The following is a 15,292-nucleotide window of genomic DNA, read 5'->3' as shown; positions in this document are numbered from 1 at the left end:
CGCCTTCAGAAATCGAGATCTCGAAGATTTTTTCTTCAGATTTGGCGTCAAGTCGGCGCTCAGTACCCGCCCGAAGGCGCAGCCGGTCCCTTGGTGGCGCCCGCGCTGAACCGCTGAACGAGGCTGCTCGCCGCCTTCACCAGCAGCGTCGTGTCCACCCCCACCGCCACGAACAGCGCGCCCGCGTCGAGGTATTGCTGCGCCAGCGCCGGGTCGGTGGCGAGGATGCCGGCGGCCTTGCCGGCGGCGCGCACGGTGGCGATGCCGTCCATGATCACTTTCTGCACCTCGGGGTGTGATGGCTGGCCGCGGTGGCCCATGCTGGCCGACAGATCGGCCGGGCCGAAGAACACGCCGTCCACGCCTTCGGTTTCGGCGATGGCTTGGAGGTTGTTCACCGCGGTCACGGTCTCGGCCTGCACCAGCAGGCACATCTGGCCGTTGGCCTGGTTCAGGTAGTCGTCCACCTGGTTCCAGCGCGAGGCGCGCGCCAGCGCCGCGCCCATGCCGCGGATGCCTTCGGGCGGGTAGCGCATGGCCTGGACCATGAGCGCGGCCTGCTCGGCGGTGTCGATCATCGGGATCAGCAGGGTCTGTGCGCCGATGTCGAGGTACTGCTTGACCAGGGCCACGTTGCCATCGACCGCGCGCACCACCGGGTGCGTGGCTGCATAGGGCGCGACGGCGCGCAGCTGTTCGAGCACGCTGCGCGGATCGTTGGGTGCGTGCTCGCCATCGATCAGCAGCCAGTCAAAACCGCAGCCGGCCAGGGCCTCGGCCACATCGGGCGAGGCGAAGCCGACCCAGCAGCCGATCTGCGGCTTGCCGGCTTTCAGGGCATCGCGGAAGGTGTTCTGGGGGGTCTTCATTGCGGTGTCTTCGTCGGTTCTGGGTAGAGGCCGCGCATCTGGCCCATCAATCTGGTGAGGCCCATGAGCGCGTCCATGTTGGGCGTGGCTTCGCCCAGGTGCCGCCCGATCTCGCGCACGGCGCCCACCAGCGCGTCGAGTTCGATGGGGCGGCCGGCTTCCACGTCCTGCAGCATCGAGGTCTTGAACGAGCCGAGCTTGCGCGTGACAGCGTGGCGGTCTTCGGGGTTCTGGTCGATGGGGATGCCGATGCGCGCGCCGATGGCCTGCGCCTCGCGCATCACGGCGCTGCAGAAGCCGCGCACGAGTTCGTCGTCCAGGATGCGGTCGCAGGGCGCACCGGTGATGGCCGAGACCGGGTTCATGGTCATGTTGCCCCAGAGCTTGAACCAGATGTCGCGCTGGATGCGCTCGGACACGGTGACGCCGAAACCGGCCTGCGTGAGCAGTTCGCCCAGCGCCTGCACACGGGCAGATGTTCCGCCCGCGGGCTCGCCGAGGATGAGCTGGTTGTTCTTGATGCGCTCGATGCGCGCCGGCTGGGGCGCGGTGGCGCTGGCGTGCACCACGCAGCCGATGACCTGCGCCGTGGGGATGTGCTGCGCCGTCAGGCCCAGCGGGTCCACCGCCTTGAGCTGCAGGCCCGCGGCTTCGCCCGGCAGACCGTCGAAGAACCACCAGGGCACACCGTTCATGGCGACCAGGACCACGGTGTGCGGGCTCATGAGCGCGCGCACGGCGGGTGCGACCTGCGGCATGGCCGGGCCTTTGACGGAAACGATGACCAGGTCCTGCACGCCCAGACTCGCCGCGTCGTCGCTGGCGTTGACCGCCACAGTCTGTGCCGCACCGTCGGCGTCCACCCACACCAGGCCGCGCTCGCGCAGGGCGCGCAGGGTCTCGCCGCGCGCCACGGCCGAGAGCTGGATCTGACCGGCCGGCAGGCGCGAACCGAGCCAGCCGGCGAACAGGCCGCCGATGGCGCCGACGCCGACGATGGCGATGGACCGGAAAGCCCCCCCTGCGCCGCTTCGCGTCTCCCCCCCGAGGGGGGGCGCAACCAGCGGCCCGGCAAAGCCGGTTCCGCGGTTGCCCGGGACGGAAGATGTGGAAGATTCTTTGCTCATGCGCGGTAGCCCGGGTCGATGCGGTCGATCAGCCGCTGCATGGCGGCAAACGAGTCCTCACCGGCGCCGTATTTGGGATTGAAGTTGAGCGAGTCTCGCACGCAGCCTTCGAGCACCGGCACTGGAATCTGACGTAGCTGACCGAGCGTGGACGAGGCGACCTGGATCTCGCAGGCGCGCTGCACCAGCCACATGAGGTTGAAGGCCTGCGGCAGCGTGTGGCCAATGACCACAGGGCCGTGGTTGCGCAGCAGCAGCACGCGCTTGCCGCCCGCGCTGGCGAGGATGCGCGCGCCCTCTTCGCGGTGCACGGTGATGCCCTCGAAGTCGTGGTACGCCACCTGGTTGTGCAGCTGCGCGGCGTAGAAGTTGGTGAAACTCAGGCCCTCTTCGCTGCAGCACACGGCCATGGTCGGCGTGGTGTGCACGTGCATCACGCAGTGCGCGTCGGGCAGGGTGGCGTGGATGGCGCCGTGGAAGGTGAAGCCGGCCGGGTTGATGGGCCAGTCGTCGTTGCCGATGATGTGGCCGTCGACGTCCACCTTGACCAGGTTGGACGCGGTGACCTCGGTGTAGTGCAGGCCGAAGGGGTTGATGAGGAAGTGGTCGTCCGGCCCCGGCACGCGCAGCGAGATGTGGTTGTAGATCAGCTCGGCCCAGCCCAGGTGGGCAAAGATGCGGTAGCAGGCGGCGAGCTGCACGCGCGCCTGCCATTCGGCGTCGCTGAAGCGGGCGGGTTTGAGGAAAGCGTCGGCCATGGGAACTCCTTTAGACGAACTTGAACTTGAGGCAACCCAGGGGGCCGTAGTCGGCCTCGAACAGGTCGCCCGCTTTGGCCGCCACGGGCCGCGTGAAGCTGCCGGCGAGCACGATCTCGCCAGCCTGCAGCGTCTCGCCCCAGGGCGCGAGCTTGTTGGCCAGCCAGGCGATGCCGATGGCGGGGTCGCCCTGCACGCCGGCGGCCAGGCCCGTCTCTTCGACCGCGCCGTTCTGCCGCAGGATGGCGCCGCACCAGGGGCGGTTGGTGGTGTGCGGGTCGGCGCGGAAGGCCGGGTCGCCCGCGCCGATGACGATGCCGGCATTGGCCGCGTTGTCGCTGATGGTGTCGTAGACCTTGCGCATCACCTTGGTGTGGCGGTCGAACTGCTCGATGCGCGCGTCGATGATCTCGATGGCGGGCGTGATGTGGTCGGTGGCGGCCAGCACGTCGTCCACCGTCACGTTCGGGCCGGCCAGCGGCGCCTTGAGCACGAAGGCCAGTTCGACCTCGACGCGCGGGGCGATGAAGTTCTTCACCGGAATCTCCAGCACCTCGCCGGCCTGGGCGGTGTAGAGCATGTTGTCCAGCAGGGTGCCGTAGTCGGGCTCGTCGATCTGGCTGCTGATCTGCATGGCGCGGCTGGTCAGGCCGATCTTGTGGCCGATCACCTTCTTGCCGGCGGCCTTCTCCAGCTCGACCCAGGCGCGGCCGATGCGGTAGCCGTCTTCGACGCTCATGCCGGGGTGGCGTTTGGAGAAGTGCTCGACCTGCGTGCGGGTCTGCTGGGACTGCTGCAGCTCGGCGGCGAGCTGCTGAACGAGGGCGTCGTCGAACATGGCTTCTTTATGTCCTGTTGAAAAGCGGGTGCAAGGAACTGTTCTTGGCATCGAAGACTTCGATGCCTTCGTCCACCTGCACGGTGATGCCGATGGGGCGCCTGGCCAGTTGTTCGGCGAAGCGTTCTTTCACCACGGCGTTGAGCGCATCACCGACGCGCTGGTGCACGGCGGCGCTGCGGCCTTTGGCCATGCGCACGTTCATGTAGACGAAGGCGTAGTCGCCGCCCAGCCCGGCCGCTATGCCGGCCGCGCCGCCGTCGGAGATGGCACTGTGCGCCGCGGGGTAGGCCAGCACGCGCGTGCCGCCGGTGGGGAAGACCTGTTTGTCCTGTTCGTCGCGCACGGCGAGCATGGCGTCGGCCAGCGCGCGGCACAGGCCACTCATGTCGACGCCGCCCTGCGAGGCGGGCTTGTCGAGGTTGGGGGTGTAGAGGATGACGAGGTGGGGCATGGGGTGCTCCGGTTCACAGGCGCGTGGCCACGGTGGAGAAGCCGTCGGCGCGCGAGGCCACGGGCTGCGGAATGGCCGCGCCGCTGACCGGCAGCACCGGGAACAGCGCGTTGATCTGGCCGGTGCCGCTGGCGCCGAAATACGGCGTGACGATCTCGGCCTGGCCGGTGTATTCGCTCCAGCCCAGCACGCCCAGCATCATGGCCGTGTCGTGCATGAACCCTTCGCCGTGGCCCTTGGCCGCGTACTCGGGCAGCATCTCGCAGAAGTCATTCCACTCGCCGGCCTTCCACATGCGCACGACCTCGTCGTCCAGGTGCTGCAGGAAAGGGCTCCAGACCTTGAACGCGAATTCGGGCGCCAGGCCGTTCTGCGCGAAGCGGTGGCTGAGCGAGCCGCTGGCGAGGAAGGCGACGGTGCCGTCGTAGTGGTCTTCGACCGCCTTGCGCATGGCCCAGCCCAGGCGCGCGCTGTCGTTGAGGTAGTGCGAGGTGCACAGGGCCGAGACCGAGACCGCCTTGAAGTGCTGGTCGGCGTTCATGTAGCGCATGGGCACGAGGGTGCCGTATTCGGGCTGCAGGGTGGTGGCGTGGTGCGCCAGGATCTCGACGCCGTGTTCGTTCGCAACCTTGGCGAGCAGCTGGCCCAGCGCAGGGTTGCCGGGGATGGCGTAGCCCATGTTGCTGATGAAGTGGGGCAGCTCGTTGCTGGTGTAGGTTCCCTGCCAATGCTCGGCGCAGTTGAGGTGGTAGGTGGCGTTGACGAGCCAGTGGGTGTCGAAGACGACGATGGTGTCTACGCCCAGTTCCTTGCAGCGGCGTGCGATTTCCTTGTGGCCGTCGATGGCGTCCTGGCGAGTGCCTTTGCGGGGGCCGTCGATTTCGCTGAGGTACATCGAGGGGACGTGGGTGATCTTGCCGACCAGTGCTACTTTGCCCATTTGGCTTGTCTCCTGTTTTGTGCGTTGTCTTGTCTGACGTTTGTGGTGGAAGGTGAGGTGGGTGGTGTACCTCCGCTCATGTCCCCCGGTCTGCGCTGCGCGCAGCCCTCCTCCTTTACTTCGCTGCGGCACACCACCCACCTCGCCTTCTCTCGCTGCGCATCGGCGCTCGAACCAGGGAGCGCCAACATCGTTTTTGGATCGGCGAGTCTGGGTACTCGGCGCAGCGAAGTAAAGGAGGAGAAACGGGCAAAGCCCGTTTCGGGGGACATGAGCGGAGCCGGGTACCCGGGATCGCCGATCACGCCCAGGTAGTCGAGCGAAACAGAAGAAGAGAGCAAATCAAACACCCCAATGAGGAATGTGGTGCGAACCCATGGACACCGCGACGTTCTTGGGCTCCAGGAAGACCTCGTAACTCCAGGTCCCGCCCTCGCGACCGGTCCCAGACGCCTTGGTGCCGCCGAAGGGCTGCCGCAGGTCCCGCACGTTCTGCGAGTTCACGAAACACATGCCCGCCTCGATCGAGGCCGCCACACGGTGCGCCTTGCCGATGTTCTCCGTCCAGACATAGCTCGACAGCCCGTACTGGATGTCGTTGGCGATGCGGATCGCGTCCGCCTCGTCCTTGAACGGAATCAGGCAGGCCACGGGGCCGAAGATCTCGTCCTGCGCAATCTTCATGCGGTTGTCCACGTCGGCGAACACCGTCGGCCAGACGTAGTTGCCGCCCGCCACATGCGACGGCAGCTCGGCGGCATACGAAGGACGGTCCAGCCCGCCGCACAGCATCGTCGCGCCCTCCTTCGGACCCAGCTCGATGTAACTGCGCACCTTGGCCAGGTGCGCCTTGCTGATCATCGGGCCGATGGTGGTCTTCTCATCCAGCGGGTCGCCCACCACGATGCGCTTGGCGCGCTCGGTGAACTTCGCGACGAAGTCGGCGTAGATGCTCTGCTGCACCAGGATGCGCGAACCCGCCGTGCAGCGCTCGCCGTTGTTGCTGAAGATCATGAAGATCGCGGCGTCGAGCGCGCGGTCCAGGTCGGCGTCGTCGAAGATCACGAACGGGCTCTTGCCGCCCAGTTCCATGCTGAACTTCTTCAGGCCCGCGGTCTTGACGATGCGGTTGCCGGTGGCCGTCGACCCGGTGAAGCTGATCGCGCGCACGTCCGGGTGGGCGCACAGCGGCTCGCCGGCCTCCTTGCCGAAACCGTGCACGACGTTGAGCACGCCGGCCGGGATGCCGGCATCCAGCGCCAGCTCACCCAGGCGCGCGGCGGTCAGGGGCGAGAGCTCGCTCATCTTGAGCACCGCCGTGTTGCCGAAGGCCAGGCAGGGCGCGACCTTCCAGGTGGCGGTCATGAAGGGCACGTTCCACGGCGAGATCAGCGCGCACACACCGACCGGATGGAACAGCGTGTAGTTCAGGTGCGTGGGCGTGGGGTAGGTGTGGCCGTCCACGCGGGTGCACATCTCGGCGAAGTAATAGAAGTTGTCCGAGGCGCGCGGGATCAGCTGCTTGCCGGTCTGCGCGATCACCTGGCCGGTGTCCTGGGTTTCGGTGTTCGCGATCTCGGGCACGTGCTTGGCGATCAGGTCGCCCAGGGCGCGCACCTTCTTCGCGCGCTCGGTCGCCGGCAGGCCGGCCCAGGCGGGGAAGGCGTCCTTGGCGGCTTGCACCGCGGCGTTCACTTCGGCCTCGGTGCCCGAGGCGACCTCGGCCAGCACGCCCTGCGTGGCCGGGTTGATGGTTTCAAAGTAGTCGGTGCCGGCAACAGCCTTGCCGTTGATGAGGTGGTCGATGCGTTGCGTCATGCCTTGCTTTCGGAAGTGATCGTGTTGATGAGGGAGCCGATGCCGTCGATTTCGGTGACGATCACGTCGCCGGGCTGGCAATCGACGACGCCGTCGGGCGTGCCGGTGAGGATGAGGTCGCCGGGCATCAGGGTCATGAAGCCGCTGAAGTACTCGATGAGCGTGGCGACGTCGAAGATCATGTCCCTCGTATTCCCCTGCTGCGTGACGGTGCCGTTCACGGTGGTGCGCAGCGCCAGCGCCTGCGGATCGGGCACATCGGCCGCGTCCACCAGCCAGGGACCGATCGGCGTGCAGGTGTCGCGGTTCTTGACCTTGAGGTTGGGGCGGTACCAGTTCTCCAGGTAGTCGCGGATCGCGTAGTCGTTGGCGACCGTGTAGCCGGCGACGTAGTGCAAGGCGTCGGCCTTCTTCACACGCTTCGCAGGCTGGCCGATGACCACCGCGAGTTCGCATTCGTAGTGCATGAAGTTCACGCCGTCGGGCCGCACGGTGAAGGCCTTGTGTCCCGTCAGCGAGGCTTCGCCCTTGACGAAGGCCAGCGGTTCTTCGGGCGCCCTGAAGGCCAGTTCTTTCGCGTGGTCGGCGTAGTTCAGGCCCAGGGCCAGCACGGTGCGCGGGCGGTTGATGGGGGCGAGCGGCGGCAGCCAGACCACCTCGTCGAAGCCGACGCGGCGACCTTTGAAGGCGGGTGTCTGGAGTTCAAGCTGGCCGTCAACTTCAACAGCGTCGTGGACCGCGCCGGCCCAGGCGATGCGGGCGTGCTTCATACGGCCTCCTGCACGAAGTGGTTGACCAGCGGCGCAAAGCCGGTGGCGGTGATCTCGACCGAGTCGCCGGCCTTGGCGCGCGGCCGCGTGCCGTCGTCCAGGCAGTCGGTGCCGACCATCAGCACGTCGCCCGGCCGCATGCTCTGGAAGGCATTGACATCGGCCCAGAGCGAGGCCGCGTCGCGCACCAGGTCGGCGAGCGTCGTGCGCTGGCGCATCACACCGTCCACGCGCAGCTCCAGCACCAGCGATGCCAGGTCGCCCAGGTCCGTGACCGGTCGCAACGCATCACCCACGCCGAGGAAGCCGTCGACACAGCGAAACTTCACCGGCGGGCGGTAGTAGCTTTCGTGCGGAATCGCCACGTCGTTGAACAGCACGGCGCCGGCCACCCGGCCACCCTCGCCCGCCACCAGACCCAGGCTGGCGGCCACCTCCACCTCGGCCACGCCCCGCGGCAGCGCGATGGCCTGGCCGCTGCGGGTGAAGGTGTTGGCGGTCTTGATGTAGAGCACCGGTGCGGCCGGCGGCGCCTTGTAGGGCGCTTCGTGCATGCGCGGCGCCCAGAGCGCGTGTTCGCGCCGGAAGTTCAGCAGCGTGCCGTAGACGGTGCCGCCGGGCAGGTAGGGATTGGGGTTCATGGGGTCACTCCTCGATGTCGTCGACCTCGACGCCGCCCGGCGCCTCCAGCGCGATCACGTCGTCCAGCAGGTCGTAGAGCTGTGCCAGACGCTGCGGGCCCAGCTGCGCTTCCATCCACTGGTAGTGCGATTCGATGGTCTGCGAGAGCTTGCGCACCAGCTTCAGGCCCGCGGGCGTGGCGCGCACCACAGTGCGGCGCGCGTCCTGCGGGCAGCGGTTGCGGGTGATCAGGCCGTCGCGCTCCATGCGGGTGAGCACGCCGGTCAGGCTGGGGCCGAGCAGCAGCGCCTCGCGCGCGACCCGGCCAGTCTCCACACCGGCCGGGTCGCGCGCGTGTTCACCCAGCACGCGCAGCACGCGCCACTGCTGGTCGGACAGGCCGTGCTCGCGCAGGCTCGGGCGGGTGTGCTGCATGACCGCCTCGCGCGCCTCCAGCAGCAGGCGCGGCAGGTTGCGGTGGGCAAAAGAAAGGGTGCTGTCGTCGGTGGCCATGGGTCGGTGCGATTTATTTAATATGTTAAATGTTTTCCCGACCTTCTCGAAACAGGGGTTAACCCTCACCCCCGGGGACCGACCGACAATCGCGGCATGAACTCGCTCGCCCAACGCCTGAACGTCGATCGCCTGCTGCTGCAGGCGCCCATGGCCGGTTCGCAGGGTTCGGCCCTGGCGCTGGCGGTCTGCCAGGCCGGCGGCATCGGCGCCCTGCCCGCCGCCCTGCTCACGCCCGAGGCGCTGGTGCAAGAGCTGACCACCCTCTCGCAAGGCACCTCCCGGCCCTGGAACGTCAACTTCTTCTGCCACACGCCGCCCACGCCCGACACGGCGCGCGAGGCCCGCTGGCGCGAGGTGCTGGCGCCGTTCTACGCCGAGGCCGGGCTGGACATCGCCGCCGTGCCGGCCGGCGCGGGGCGCGTGCCCTTCAGCCACGCGGTGGCCGACCTCGTCGAGCCGTTCCGGCCGCCCATCGTGAGCTTTCACTTCGGCCTGCCAGCGCCCGACCTGCTGGCGCGCGTGAAGGGCTGGGGCAGCGTGCTGCTGTCGTCGGCGACGACGGTGGACGAGGCGCTGTGGCTCGAAGCCCAAGGCGTCGATGCCGTGATCGCGCAGGGTTCTGAGGCGGGCGGCCATAGAGGCATGTTCCTGACCAACGACCTCACAACCCAGGTCGGCACCTTCGCCCTGCTGCCGCAGATCGTGGCCACCGTGCAGGTGCCGGTGATCGCCGCGGGTGGCATCGCCGATGCAGCCGGGGTGCGCGCCGCGCTGGCGCTGGGTGCGGCCGGCGTGCAGGTGGGCACGGCCTACCTGTGCAGCGACGAGGCCCTGACCTCCCCCATCCACCGCGCCGCACTGCAGAGCGAAACGGCGCGCCACACGGCATTGACCACGCTGTTCAGCGGCCGGCCGGCGCGCGGCATCGTCAACCGGGTGATGCGCGAGCTGGGGCCACTCAGCCCGGCGGCACCCGCCTTCCCCACCGCCACCGCCGCCATCGCGCCGCTGCGCGCGCATTTTGAAAAGCAGGGCAGCGGCGACTTCTCCCCCCTGTGGAGCGGCCAGAACGCCAGCGGTTGCCGCAGCGCGCCAGCGGCCGAGATCACCCGCGACCTGCTGAAAGGTTTCTGACCATGTTCGTCGTGATCTTCCGCGCCAAGGCCCGCGACCTCGACGCCGAGTACAGCGCCATGGCCGCGCAGATGCGCCAGCTCGCGCTGACGCAGTTCGGCTGCCTGGACTTCACCGCCGTCACCGAGGGCGACCAGGAGATCGCCCTGTCCTACTGGCCCGACGAGGCCAGCATCCGCGCCTGGAAGCAGCACACCGACCACCTGATCGCACAGAAGCTGGGCCGCGAGCGCTGGTACGCCAGCTACTCGGTGGAGATCGCCGAGGTGACGCGGCGCTACCGCCACCCGGCCGACGCTCAGACGTAGTCGTCGGGGTCGCGGTCCGCCCGCACCGGGCGCGGCCTTTCGCGTTGCGCGTTGAGCCAGCGCTTGAGCGTCGCCGCGTCCCGCGCCGCGGCCAGGTCCTGCGCCAGATCGGCGACGGTCAACTCCAGCGCGTTCACCTGGCTCAGCAGGTGTTGCCGGAGCGTGTTCGGGTTCGCCACCTGGCCGTGCGGCAGCTCGAATTCGGCCGCCAGCTGGCCCTGCCGCGCGGCGCGCTCCCGCTCCAGACCCGCCACCTGCTGCTTGAGCAGCAGGGTCAGCGCGGCCAGCCGGTCGTCCGCCAGGCGCGACACGGCGGTGGGGTCGGCCAGTTCGGCGCGCAGCTGGATCTGCATCAGCGTCACCAGGTCCTTGCGCGCGTAGGCCGTGTTGGCCTCGCTCATCAGCGCGGTCTTGCGCACCCGCTCGGTTTCGTCGGGCTCGCGGTCGGGGTGCAGGGCGCTGGCCAGCTGGCGGAACAGGGTGCGCAGCTGGGTGTCGGCGTCGGCCACTTGCGCCTCTGCTTCGGCGGGCCGGCTGCCCGCCTTCTGCCGGGCCTTGCGCGCCTGCGCCTTGGCCTGGCGGCGTGCCTGTTCTTCGTCGCGTGCCGCCCGCAGCCGCGCCATGCCGGCGCGCACCAGCTCGTCCATCGAGAGGTCTTCATCCCCGCGGCCCAGCGGCTCACCCAGCGCGGCCTCCAGACGGGCGCGCATCGCGTCGGCTGCGGCCTGCTTCTTCTGCGCCAGGGTCTGGCGGCTGTGCCGGTCGTGCAGCGCGACCATGTCCGCCTCGCCCTCCTCGGCCAGAGCCTGTGCCAGTGCGCACAGCGCCTCGGTCGCTGTCTCCTGCTGCAGGCGGCTGAGCGCCTTGCCCTGCAGATGCCCCTCCAGCGCCAGGGCGAGCGCACGCATCTGCTGACGCCGCTGCTGCTGCAGGGGCGTGAACCAGCGGTGCCGCTCGGCCCGGTGCGCACGACCCAGGGCGTCCAGCTCGTCCAGCTGCGCGCGCAGCTTGTCGACGCGGGTCAGCTGCAGGTTGAAGGCACGGGCCGCGGCCGACAGCGGCTGCTCGCCAGGGGCCAGGGCCTGCAGGGCGGCGGCGGGGACGATGCGGTTCGAAGTCGCGGAGCGGGCAGAGGACACGGCGGTGAGGTGCGGAGGGACCGGGCATGGACCGGCCCGTCGGGGTGTCGACTATATTGCCGGCCACATGGCCAAAGAAAAGACGATCTACACCTGCAACGAGTGCGGCGGCACCAGCCCGCGCTGGCTGGGCAAGTGCCCGCACTGCAACGCCTGGAACACGCTGATCGAATCGGTCGCCGAATCCAGCGCCCCGACCAAGAACCGCTTCGCCGCACTGGCCAAGACGGCCGAGGTCACCACCCTAGCCGACATCGAAGCCACCGACGTGCAGCGCACGCCCACCGGCCACGACGAACTCGACCGCGTGCTGGGCGGCGGCGTGGTGGAAGGCGGCGTGGTGCTGATCGGCGGCGACCCGGGCATCGGCAAGTCGACGCTGCTGTTGCAGGCGCTGGACGCGCTGCAGCGCGCCGGCCAGAAAACCCTGTACGTGACGGGCGAAGAGTCGGGCGCCCAGGTCGCGCTGCGCTCGCGCCGGCTCGGACTGGACGGTTCGCAGGTTCAGGTGCTGGCCGAGATCCAGCTGGAGAAGATCCTCGCCACGCTGACGGCGCACCAGCCCGCCATCGCGGTGATCGACTCGATCCAGACCGTGTATTCCGAACAGCTCACCAGCGCGCCGGGTTCGGTGGCGCAGGTGCGCGAATGCGCCGCCCACCTCACCCGCGCGGCCAAGGCCTCGGGCACGGCCATCGTGCTGGTGGGCCACGTGACCAAGGAAGGCGCGCTGGCCGGCCCGCGCGTGCTGGAGCACATGGTGGACACCGTGCTGTATTTCGAGGGCGACACGCACAGCAGCTTCCGCCTGATCCGCGCCATCAAGAACCGCTTCGGCGCGGTCAACGAGATCGGCGTGTTCGCGATGACGGAAAAGGGTCTCAAGGGCGTGAGCAACCCGAGCGCGATCTTCCTGTCGCAACACTCGGAACCCGTGCCCGGCAGCTGCGTGATGGTGACGCTGGAAGGCACGCGGCCCATGCTGGTGGAGATCCAGGCGCTGGTGGACAGCGGCGGCCCCTCGCCGCGGCGCCTGTCGGTGGGTCTGGACCGCGACCGGCTGGCCATGCTGCTGGCCGTGCTGCACCGCCACGCGGGCGTGGCCTGCATGGACCAGGACGTGTTCGTCAACGCGGTGGGCGGCGTGCGCATCAGCGAGCCGGCGGCCGACCTGGCCGTCATGCTGGCCATCACCAGCAGCCTGCGCGGCCGCGCCCTGCCCAAGGGCTTCATCGCCTTCGGCGAGGTGGGCCTGGCCGGAGAGGTGCGCCCCGCGCCACGCGGCCAGGAGCGCCTGAAGGAAGCGGCCAAGCTGGGCTTCTCCGTCGCGGTGGTGCCCAAGGCGAATGCTCCGAAGAAGAACGACAAGGCCTTTGAAGGCCTGACCATCCACGGCGTGGACCGCATCGAAGAGGCCATGGAACTGGCCCGCAGCCTGGCCTGACGGGCCGGTCTACGCAGATTCCGCAGTGGCCGCGCGCACCGCTGCCCCGACAATCTCGCCATGAACTTCCAGCGCATCGCCGTCCCCCTGCTCGTCATCGGTCTGCTCGTCTTCGCCGGGCGCCAGTACGGCTGGGCGGGCGTGGCCGCCGTCGGCGGGGGCCTGGTGATGTGGCTGCTGCTGCACTGGACGCGGATGATGACGGTGATGAAGCGCGCCGCCGACCGGCCCATCGGCTGGGTCGCCAGTGCGGTCATGCTCAACGCCAAGCTCAAGCCGGGTGTGAACCTGATGCACGTGATCGCCATGACCCGTTCGCTGGGCGATCGGCTCAGCGCCGAGGGCGAACAGCCCGAGCGCTACCGCTGGACCGACAACGGCGGCTCCACGGTCACCGTCACCCTGCAGGGCGGCCGCGTGACCGCCTGGGAACTGCAGCGCCCGCCGGCCGAAGGCTGAAAGCAGCCGGTTCGGCGCCCGGGGCGGGCACCTAAAATGCGTGTTTCTGCGGCGCAAGACCGCGCTTGAGACACCCCATTTTCAAAGGACCCCGCATGAGCCCCGTGATTCCCTCGATGTCCGACCGCGACGGCAAGATCTGGATGGACGGCCAGATGGTGGACTGGCGCGACGCCAAGATCCACGTGCTGACCCACACGCTGCACTACGGCTGCGGCGCCTTCGAGGGCGTGCGCGCCTACAAGACGGCCGACGGCAGCACCGCCATCTTCCGCCTGGAAGAACACACCGACCGCCTGTTCAACAGCGCCAAGATCCTGCGCATGGCCATCCCCTTCACCAAGGAACAGGTGAACGAGGCTCAGAAGGCCGTGGTGCGCGAAAACAAGCTCGAATCCTGCTACCTGCGCCCGCTGACCTGGATCGGCGACAAGAAACTGGGCGTTTCTCCGAAGGGCAACACCATCCACCTGATGGTGGCGGCCTGGGCCTGGGGCGCTTACCTGGGTGAAGAGGGTCTCAAGCGCGGCATCCGCGTCAAGACCAGCAGCTACACCCGCCACCACGTCAACATCACCATGACGCAGGCCAAGGCGGTGAGCAACTACACCAACTCCATCCTGGCCAACATGGAAGTGACCGACGAGGGCTACGACGAGGCCCTGCTGCTTGACAGCTCGGGCTTCGTGTCCGAAGGCGCGGGCGAGAACATCTTCGTGGTCAAGAACGGCGTGATCTACACGCCCGACCTGTCGGCCGGCGCGCTCAACGGCATCACCCGCAACACCATCTTCCACATCGCCAAGGACCTGGGCCTGGAGATCGTGCAGAAACGCATCACCCGCGACGAGGTCTACATCGCCGACGAGGCCTTCTTCACCGGCACCGCCGCCGAGGTGACGCCGATCCGCGAACTCGACCGCATCGAGCTGGGCAGCGGCAGCCGCGGCCCGGTCACCGAGAGAATCCAGTCGGCCTTCTTCGACATCGTGGGTGGCCGCAATCCCAAGTACGCGCACTGGCTCACCAAGGTCTGAGGAACATCCCATGAGCACTTCTTCCAAGATCGAACTGGCCGCCAAGGACCTGAACCCGCAGGGCGGCGTGTTCTGCCCCAATCCCAAGGCCGACATGAAGCTCTGGAACAGCCACCCCAGGGTGTACCTGGATGTGGCCAAGACCGGTGAAGCCCGCTGCCCCTACTGCGGCACGGTGTACGCCCTCAAGGCCGGCGAAGTGGTGGCGCACGGACACTGAACATGAGGACGGTGGGCAGCGTCGAGGTGGTGGTCTCGACCTACAACCACCCCCGCGCGCTGGACCTGTTGCTGCACGCGCTGCTGCGGCAGAGCCAGCCGGACTTCCGGATCTGCATCGCCGACGACGGTTCGGGGCCGCAGACCGCCGAACTCATCGCGGCGTGGCAGCAACGCCTGGGTCCCCGGTTGCGCCACATCTGGCAGGCAGACCGCGGCTTTCGCAAGAACCGCATCCTCAACAAGGCCATCGCCAGCTCGACCGCCGACTACCTGGTCTTCCTGGACGGCGACTGCCTGCCGTCCGAGCACTTCGTGGCGCGCCACCTCGCGCTGGCGCGGCCCCGGCGCTTCTGCACCGGCGGGGTGATCCGGCTCACCCTGGCCGCCAGCGAGGCGGTGCAGGCACCGGGTGTCGACTCGGGCGAGGTCTTCACGCCGTCCTGGCTCACATCACACGACGCCCTGCGCAGCACCAGCGCCCGGCTCAAGGCGGGCCTCTACCCGCCCTGGGCCTCCCTCCTGGCTGAGCGCCTGACCACCGTGCGCCGCACCTGGAACGGCGGCAACAGCTCCACGGCGCGCATCAACCTGATCCGGGTGAACGGATTCGACGAGAACTTCGGCTATGGCGCCGAGGACATCGAACTGGGATTCCGCCTCAACAACGCGGGCGTCCGGGGGGTCCACCTGCGGTACACGGCCCCCGTGCTGCACCTGGAACACCAGCGCGACTATGCCCACCCGGACGAACGCGTGCGCAACAAACAGGCGGCGCGCCAGGCGCTGCGACAGGGCAAGACCACCACGGCCCACGGCATCGTCGAGCTCTGACGATTGC

The 15,292-nt window shown here is 68.5% G+C and carries 18 protein-coding genes; 7 read left to right on the top strand and 11 right to left on the bottom strand.

The window, feature by feature from the left end; genetic code table 11:
• Nucleotides 1–59 precede the first annotated feature (59 nt).
• The 10 genes from hpaI to hpaR all read right to left on the bottom strand — a co-directional run bounded on the left by hpaI (nt 60) and on the right by hpaR (nt 8,708).
• Nucleotides 60–869: a 4-hydroxy-2-oxoheptanedioate aldolase gene (hpaI, locus tag HPF_RS01725; RefSeq protein WP_133155584.1), complete on the bottom strand. Its 810-nt coding sequence runs from the start codon at nt 867–869 to the stop codon at nt 60–62.
• Complete coding sequence (locus HPF_RS01720) at nt 866–1,996, bottom strand: 2-dehydropantoate 2-reductase (protein WP_133155583.1); 1,131 nt, start codon at nt 1,994–1,996, stop codon at nt 866–868. The genes hpaI and HPF_RS01720 overlap by 4 nt, the downstream gene beginning before the upstream one ends.
• Nucleotides 1,993–2,754, bottom strand: coding sequence for a class II aldolase/adducin family protein (locus HPF_RS01715; RefSeq protein WP_133155582.1), 762 nt, complete (start codon nt 2,752–2,754; stop codon nt 1,993–1,995). The genes HPF_RS01720 and HPF_RS01715 overlap by 4 nt, the downstream gene beginning before the upstream one ends.
• A 10-nt stretch (nt 2,755–2,764) precedes the next feature.
• Nucleotides 2,765–3,592: a 2-oxo-hept-4-ene-1,7-dioate hydratase gene (gene hpaH, locus HPF_RS01710; RefSeq protein ID WP_133155581.1), complete on the bottom strand. Its 828-nt coding sequence runs from the start codon at nt 3,590–3,592 to the stop codon at nt 2,765–2,767.
• Between the two features lie 7 nt (nt 3,593–3,599).
• Complete coding sequence (locus HPF_RS01705; protein WP_127805786.1) at nt 3,600–4,046, bottom strand: 5-carboxymethyl-2-hydroxymuconate Delta-isomerase; 447 nt, start codon at nt 4,044–4,046, stop codon at nt 3,600–3,602.
• Nucleotides 4,047–4,059: 13 nt separating this feature from the next.
• Nucleotides 4,060–4,986, bottom strand: coding sequence for a 3,4-dihydroxyphenylacetate 2,3-dioxygenase (hpaD, locus tag HPF_RS01700; RefSeq protein WP_133155580.1), 927 nt, complete (start codon nt 4,984–4,986; stop codon nt 4,060–4,062).
• A gap of 342 nt (nt 4,987–5,328) precedes the next feature.
• Nucleotides 5,329–6,804, bottom strand: a complete 1,476-nt coding sequence (hpaE, locus tag HPF_RS01695) for a 5-carboxymethyl-2-hydroxymuconate semialdehyde dehydrogenase (protein ID WP_133155579.1) — start codon at nt 6,802–6,804, stop codon at nt 5,329–5,331.
• A complete protein-coding gene (locus HPF_RS01690; protein ID WP_133155578.1) occupies nt 6,801–7,574 on the bottom strand; it encodes a fumarylacetoacetate hydrolase family protein in 774 nt (257 codons plus the stop codon). The genes hpaE and HPF_RS01690 overlap by 4 nt, the downstream gene beginning before the upstream one ends.
• Nucleotides 7,571–8,215, bottom strand: a complete 645-nt coding sequence (locus HPF_RS01685; RefSeq protein ID WP_133155577.1) for a fumarylacetoacetate hydrolase family protein — start codon at nt 8,213–8,215, stop codon at nt 7,571–7,573. The genes HPF_RS01690 and HPF_RS01685 overlap by 4 nt, the downstream gene beginning before the upstream one ends.
• 4 nt (nt 8,216–8,219) lie before the next feature.
• On the bottom strand, nt 8,220–8,708 hold the full coding sequence (gene hpaR / locus HPF_RS01680; RefSeq protein WP_133155576.1) for a homoprotocatechuate degradation operon regulator HpaR: 489 nt from the start codon (nt 8,706–8,708) through the stop codon (nt 8,220–8,222).
• A gap of 96 nt (nt 8,709–8,804) precedes the next feature.
• Here hpaR and HPF_RS01675 point away from each other — a divergent pair, with 96 nt between their 5' ends.
• Both HPF_RS01675 and HPF_RS01670 read left to right on the top strand, forming a co-directional pair.
• Nucleotides 8,805–9,845, top strand: a complete 1,041-nt coding sequence (locus HPF_RS01675) for an NAD(P)H-dependent flavin oxidoreductase (RefSeq protein ID WP_133155575.1) — start codon at nt 8,805–8,807, stop codon at nt 9,843–9,845.
• Between the two features lie 2 nt (nt 9,846–9,847).
• Nucleotides 9,848–10,153, top strand: a complete 306-nt coding sequence (locus HPF_RS01670) for an antibiotic biosynthesis monooxygenase family protein (protein WP_133155574.1) — start codon at nt 9,848–9,850, stop codon at nt 10,151–10,153.
• Here HPF_RS01670 and HPF_RS01665 read toward each other — a convergent pair.
• Complete coding sequence (locus HPF_RS01665; RefSeq protein ID WP_133155573.1) at nt 10,144–11,292, bottom strand: hypothetical protein; 1,149 nt, start codon at nt 11,290–11,292, stop codon at nt 10,144–10,146. The two genes, HPF_RS01670 and HPF_RS01665, sit on opposite strands and share 10 nt — an antisense overlap.
• 67 nt (nt 11,293–11,359) lie before the next feature.
• On the opposite strand from HPF_RS01665, the gene radA reads away from it, so the two are divergent.
• From radA to HPF_RS01640, 5 genes are all read left to right on the top strand, one after another.
• Nucleotides 11,360–12,736: a DNA repair protein RadA gene (gene radA / locus HPF_RS01660; protein WP_133155572.1), complete on the top strand. Its 1,377-nt coding sequence runs from the start codon at nt 11,360–11,362 to the stop codon at nt 12,734–12,736.
• 60 nt (nt 12,737–12,796) lie between these two features.
• Nucleotides 12,797–13,195, top strand: coding sequence for a glycerate kinase (locus HPF_RS01655; RefSeq protein ID WP_133155571.1), 399 nt, complete (start codon nt 12,797–12,799; stop codon nt 13,193–13,195).
• Between the two features lie 95 nt (nt 13,196–13,290).
• A complete protein-coding gene (locus HPF_RS01650; RefSeq protein ID WP_133155570.1) occupies nt 13,291–14,232 on the top strand; it encodes a branched-chain amino acid transaminase in 942 nt (313 codons plus the stop codon).
• A gap of 10 nt (nt 14,233–14,242) precedes the next feature.
• A complete protein-coding gene (locus tag HPF_RS01645; protein WP_066159976.1) occupies nt 14,243–14,452 on the top strand; it encodes a zinc-finger domain-containing protein in 210 nt (69 codons plus the stop codon).
• A 2-nt stretch (nt 14,453–14,454) separates the two neighbouring features.
• Nucleotides 14,455–15,285 (top strand): glycosyltransferase, encoded by an 831-nt coding sequence (locus tag HPF_RS01640; protein WP_133155569.1) that lies wholly within the window; start codon nt 14,455–14,457, stop codon nt 15,283–15,285.
• The last annotated feature ends 7 nt before the right edge of the window (nt 15,286–15,292 follow it).

It is taken from the genome of Hydrogenophaga pseudoflava, from assembly GCF_004353865.1.
Lineage (GTDB): Bacteria > Pseudomonadota > Gammaproteobacteria > Burkholderiales > Burkholderiaceae_C > Hydrogenophaga > Hydrogenophaga pseudoflava.
Note: the sequence above shows the minus strand (reverse complement) of the source record. Positions and strands in the feature narration are given on the sequence as shown.

Excerpts from the sequence above, each read along its gene's own strand:
- hpaI (WP_133155584.1), bottom strand. The coding sequence starts at position 869 with ATGAAGACCCCCCAGAACACCTTCCGCGATGCCCTGAAAGCCGGCAAG.
- HPF_RS01720 (WP_133155583.1), bottom strand. The coding sequence starts at position 1,996 with ATGAGCAAAGAATCTTCCACATCTTCCGTCCCGGGCAACCGCGGAACC.
- HPF_RS01715 (WP_133155582.1), bottom strand. The coding sequence starts at position 2,754 with ATGGCCGACGCTTTCCTCAAACCCGCCCGCTTCAGCGACGCCGAATGG.
- hpaH (WP_133155581.1), bottom strand. The coding sequence starts at position 3,592 with ATGTTCGACGACGCCCTCGTTCAGCAGCTCGCCGCCGAGCTGCAGCAG.
- HPF_RS01705 (WP_127805786.1), bottom strand. The coding sequence starts at position 4,046 with ATGCCCCACCTCGTCATCCTCTACACCCCCAACCTCGACAAGCCCGCC.
- hpaD (WP_133155580.1), bottom strand. The coding sequence starts at position 4,986 with ATGGGCAAAGTAGCACTGGTCGGCAAGATCACCCACGTCCCCTCGATG.
- hpaE (WP_133155579.1), bottom strand. The coding sequence starts at position 6,804 with ATGACGCAACGCATCGACCACCTCATCAACGGCAAGGCTGTTGCCGGC.
- HPF_RS01690 (WP_133155578.1), bottom strand. The coding sequence starts at position 7,574 with ATGAAGCACGCCCGCATCGCCTGGGCCGGCGCGGTCCACGACGCTGTT.
- HPF_RS01685 (WP_133155577.1), bottom strand. The coding sequence starts at position 8,215 with ATGAACCCCAATCCCTACCTGCCCGGCGGCACCGTCTACGGCACGCTG.
- hpaR (WP_133155576.1), bottom strand. The coding sequence starts at position 8,708 with ATGGCCACCGACGACAGCACCCTTTCTTTTGCCCACCGCAACCTGCCG.
- HPF_RS01675 (WP_133155575.1), top strand. The coding sequence starts at position 8,805 with ATGAACTCGCTCGCCCAACGCCTGAACGTCGATCGCCTGCTGCTGCAG.
- HPF_RS01670 (WP_133155574.1), top strand. The coding sequence starts at position 9,848 with ATGTTCGTCGTGATCTTCCGCGCCAAGGCCCGCGACCTCGACGCCGAG.
- radA (WP_133155572.1), top strand. The coding sequence starts at position 11,360 with ATGGCCAAAGAAAAGACGATCTACACCTGCAACGAGTGCGGCGGCACC.
- HPF_RS01655 (WP_133155571.1), top strand. The coding sequence starts at position 12,797 with ATGAACTTCCAGCGCATCGCCGTCCCCCTGCTCGTCATCGGTCTGCTC.
- HPF_RS01650 (WP_133155570.1), top strand. The coding sequence starts at position 13,291 with ATGAGCCCCGTGATTCCCTCGATGTCCGACCGCGACGGCAAGATCTGG.
- HPF_RS01645 (WP_066159976.1), top strand. The coding sequence starts at position 14,243 with ATGAGCACTTCTTCCAAGATCGAACTGGCCGCCAAGGACCTGAACCCG.
- HPF_RS01640 (WP_133155569.1), top strand. The coding sequence starts at position 14,455 with ATGAGGACGGTGGGCAGCGTCGAGGTGGTGGTCTCGACCTACAACCAC.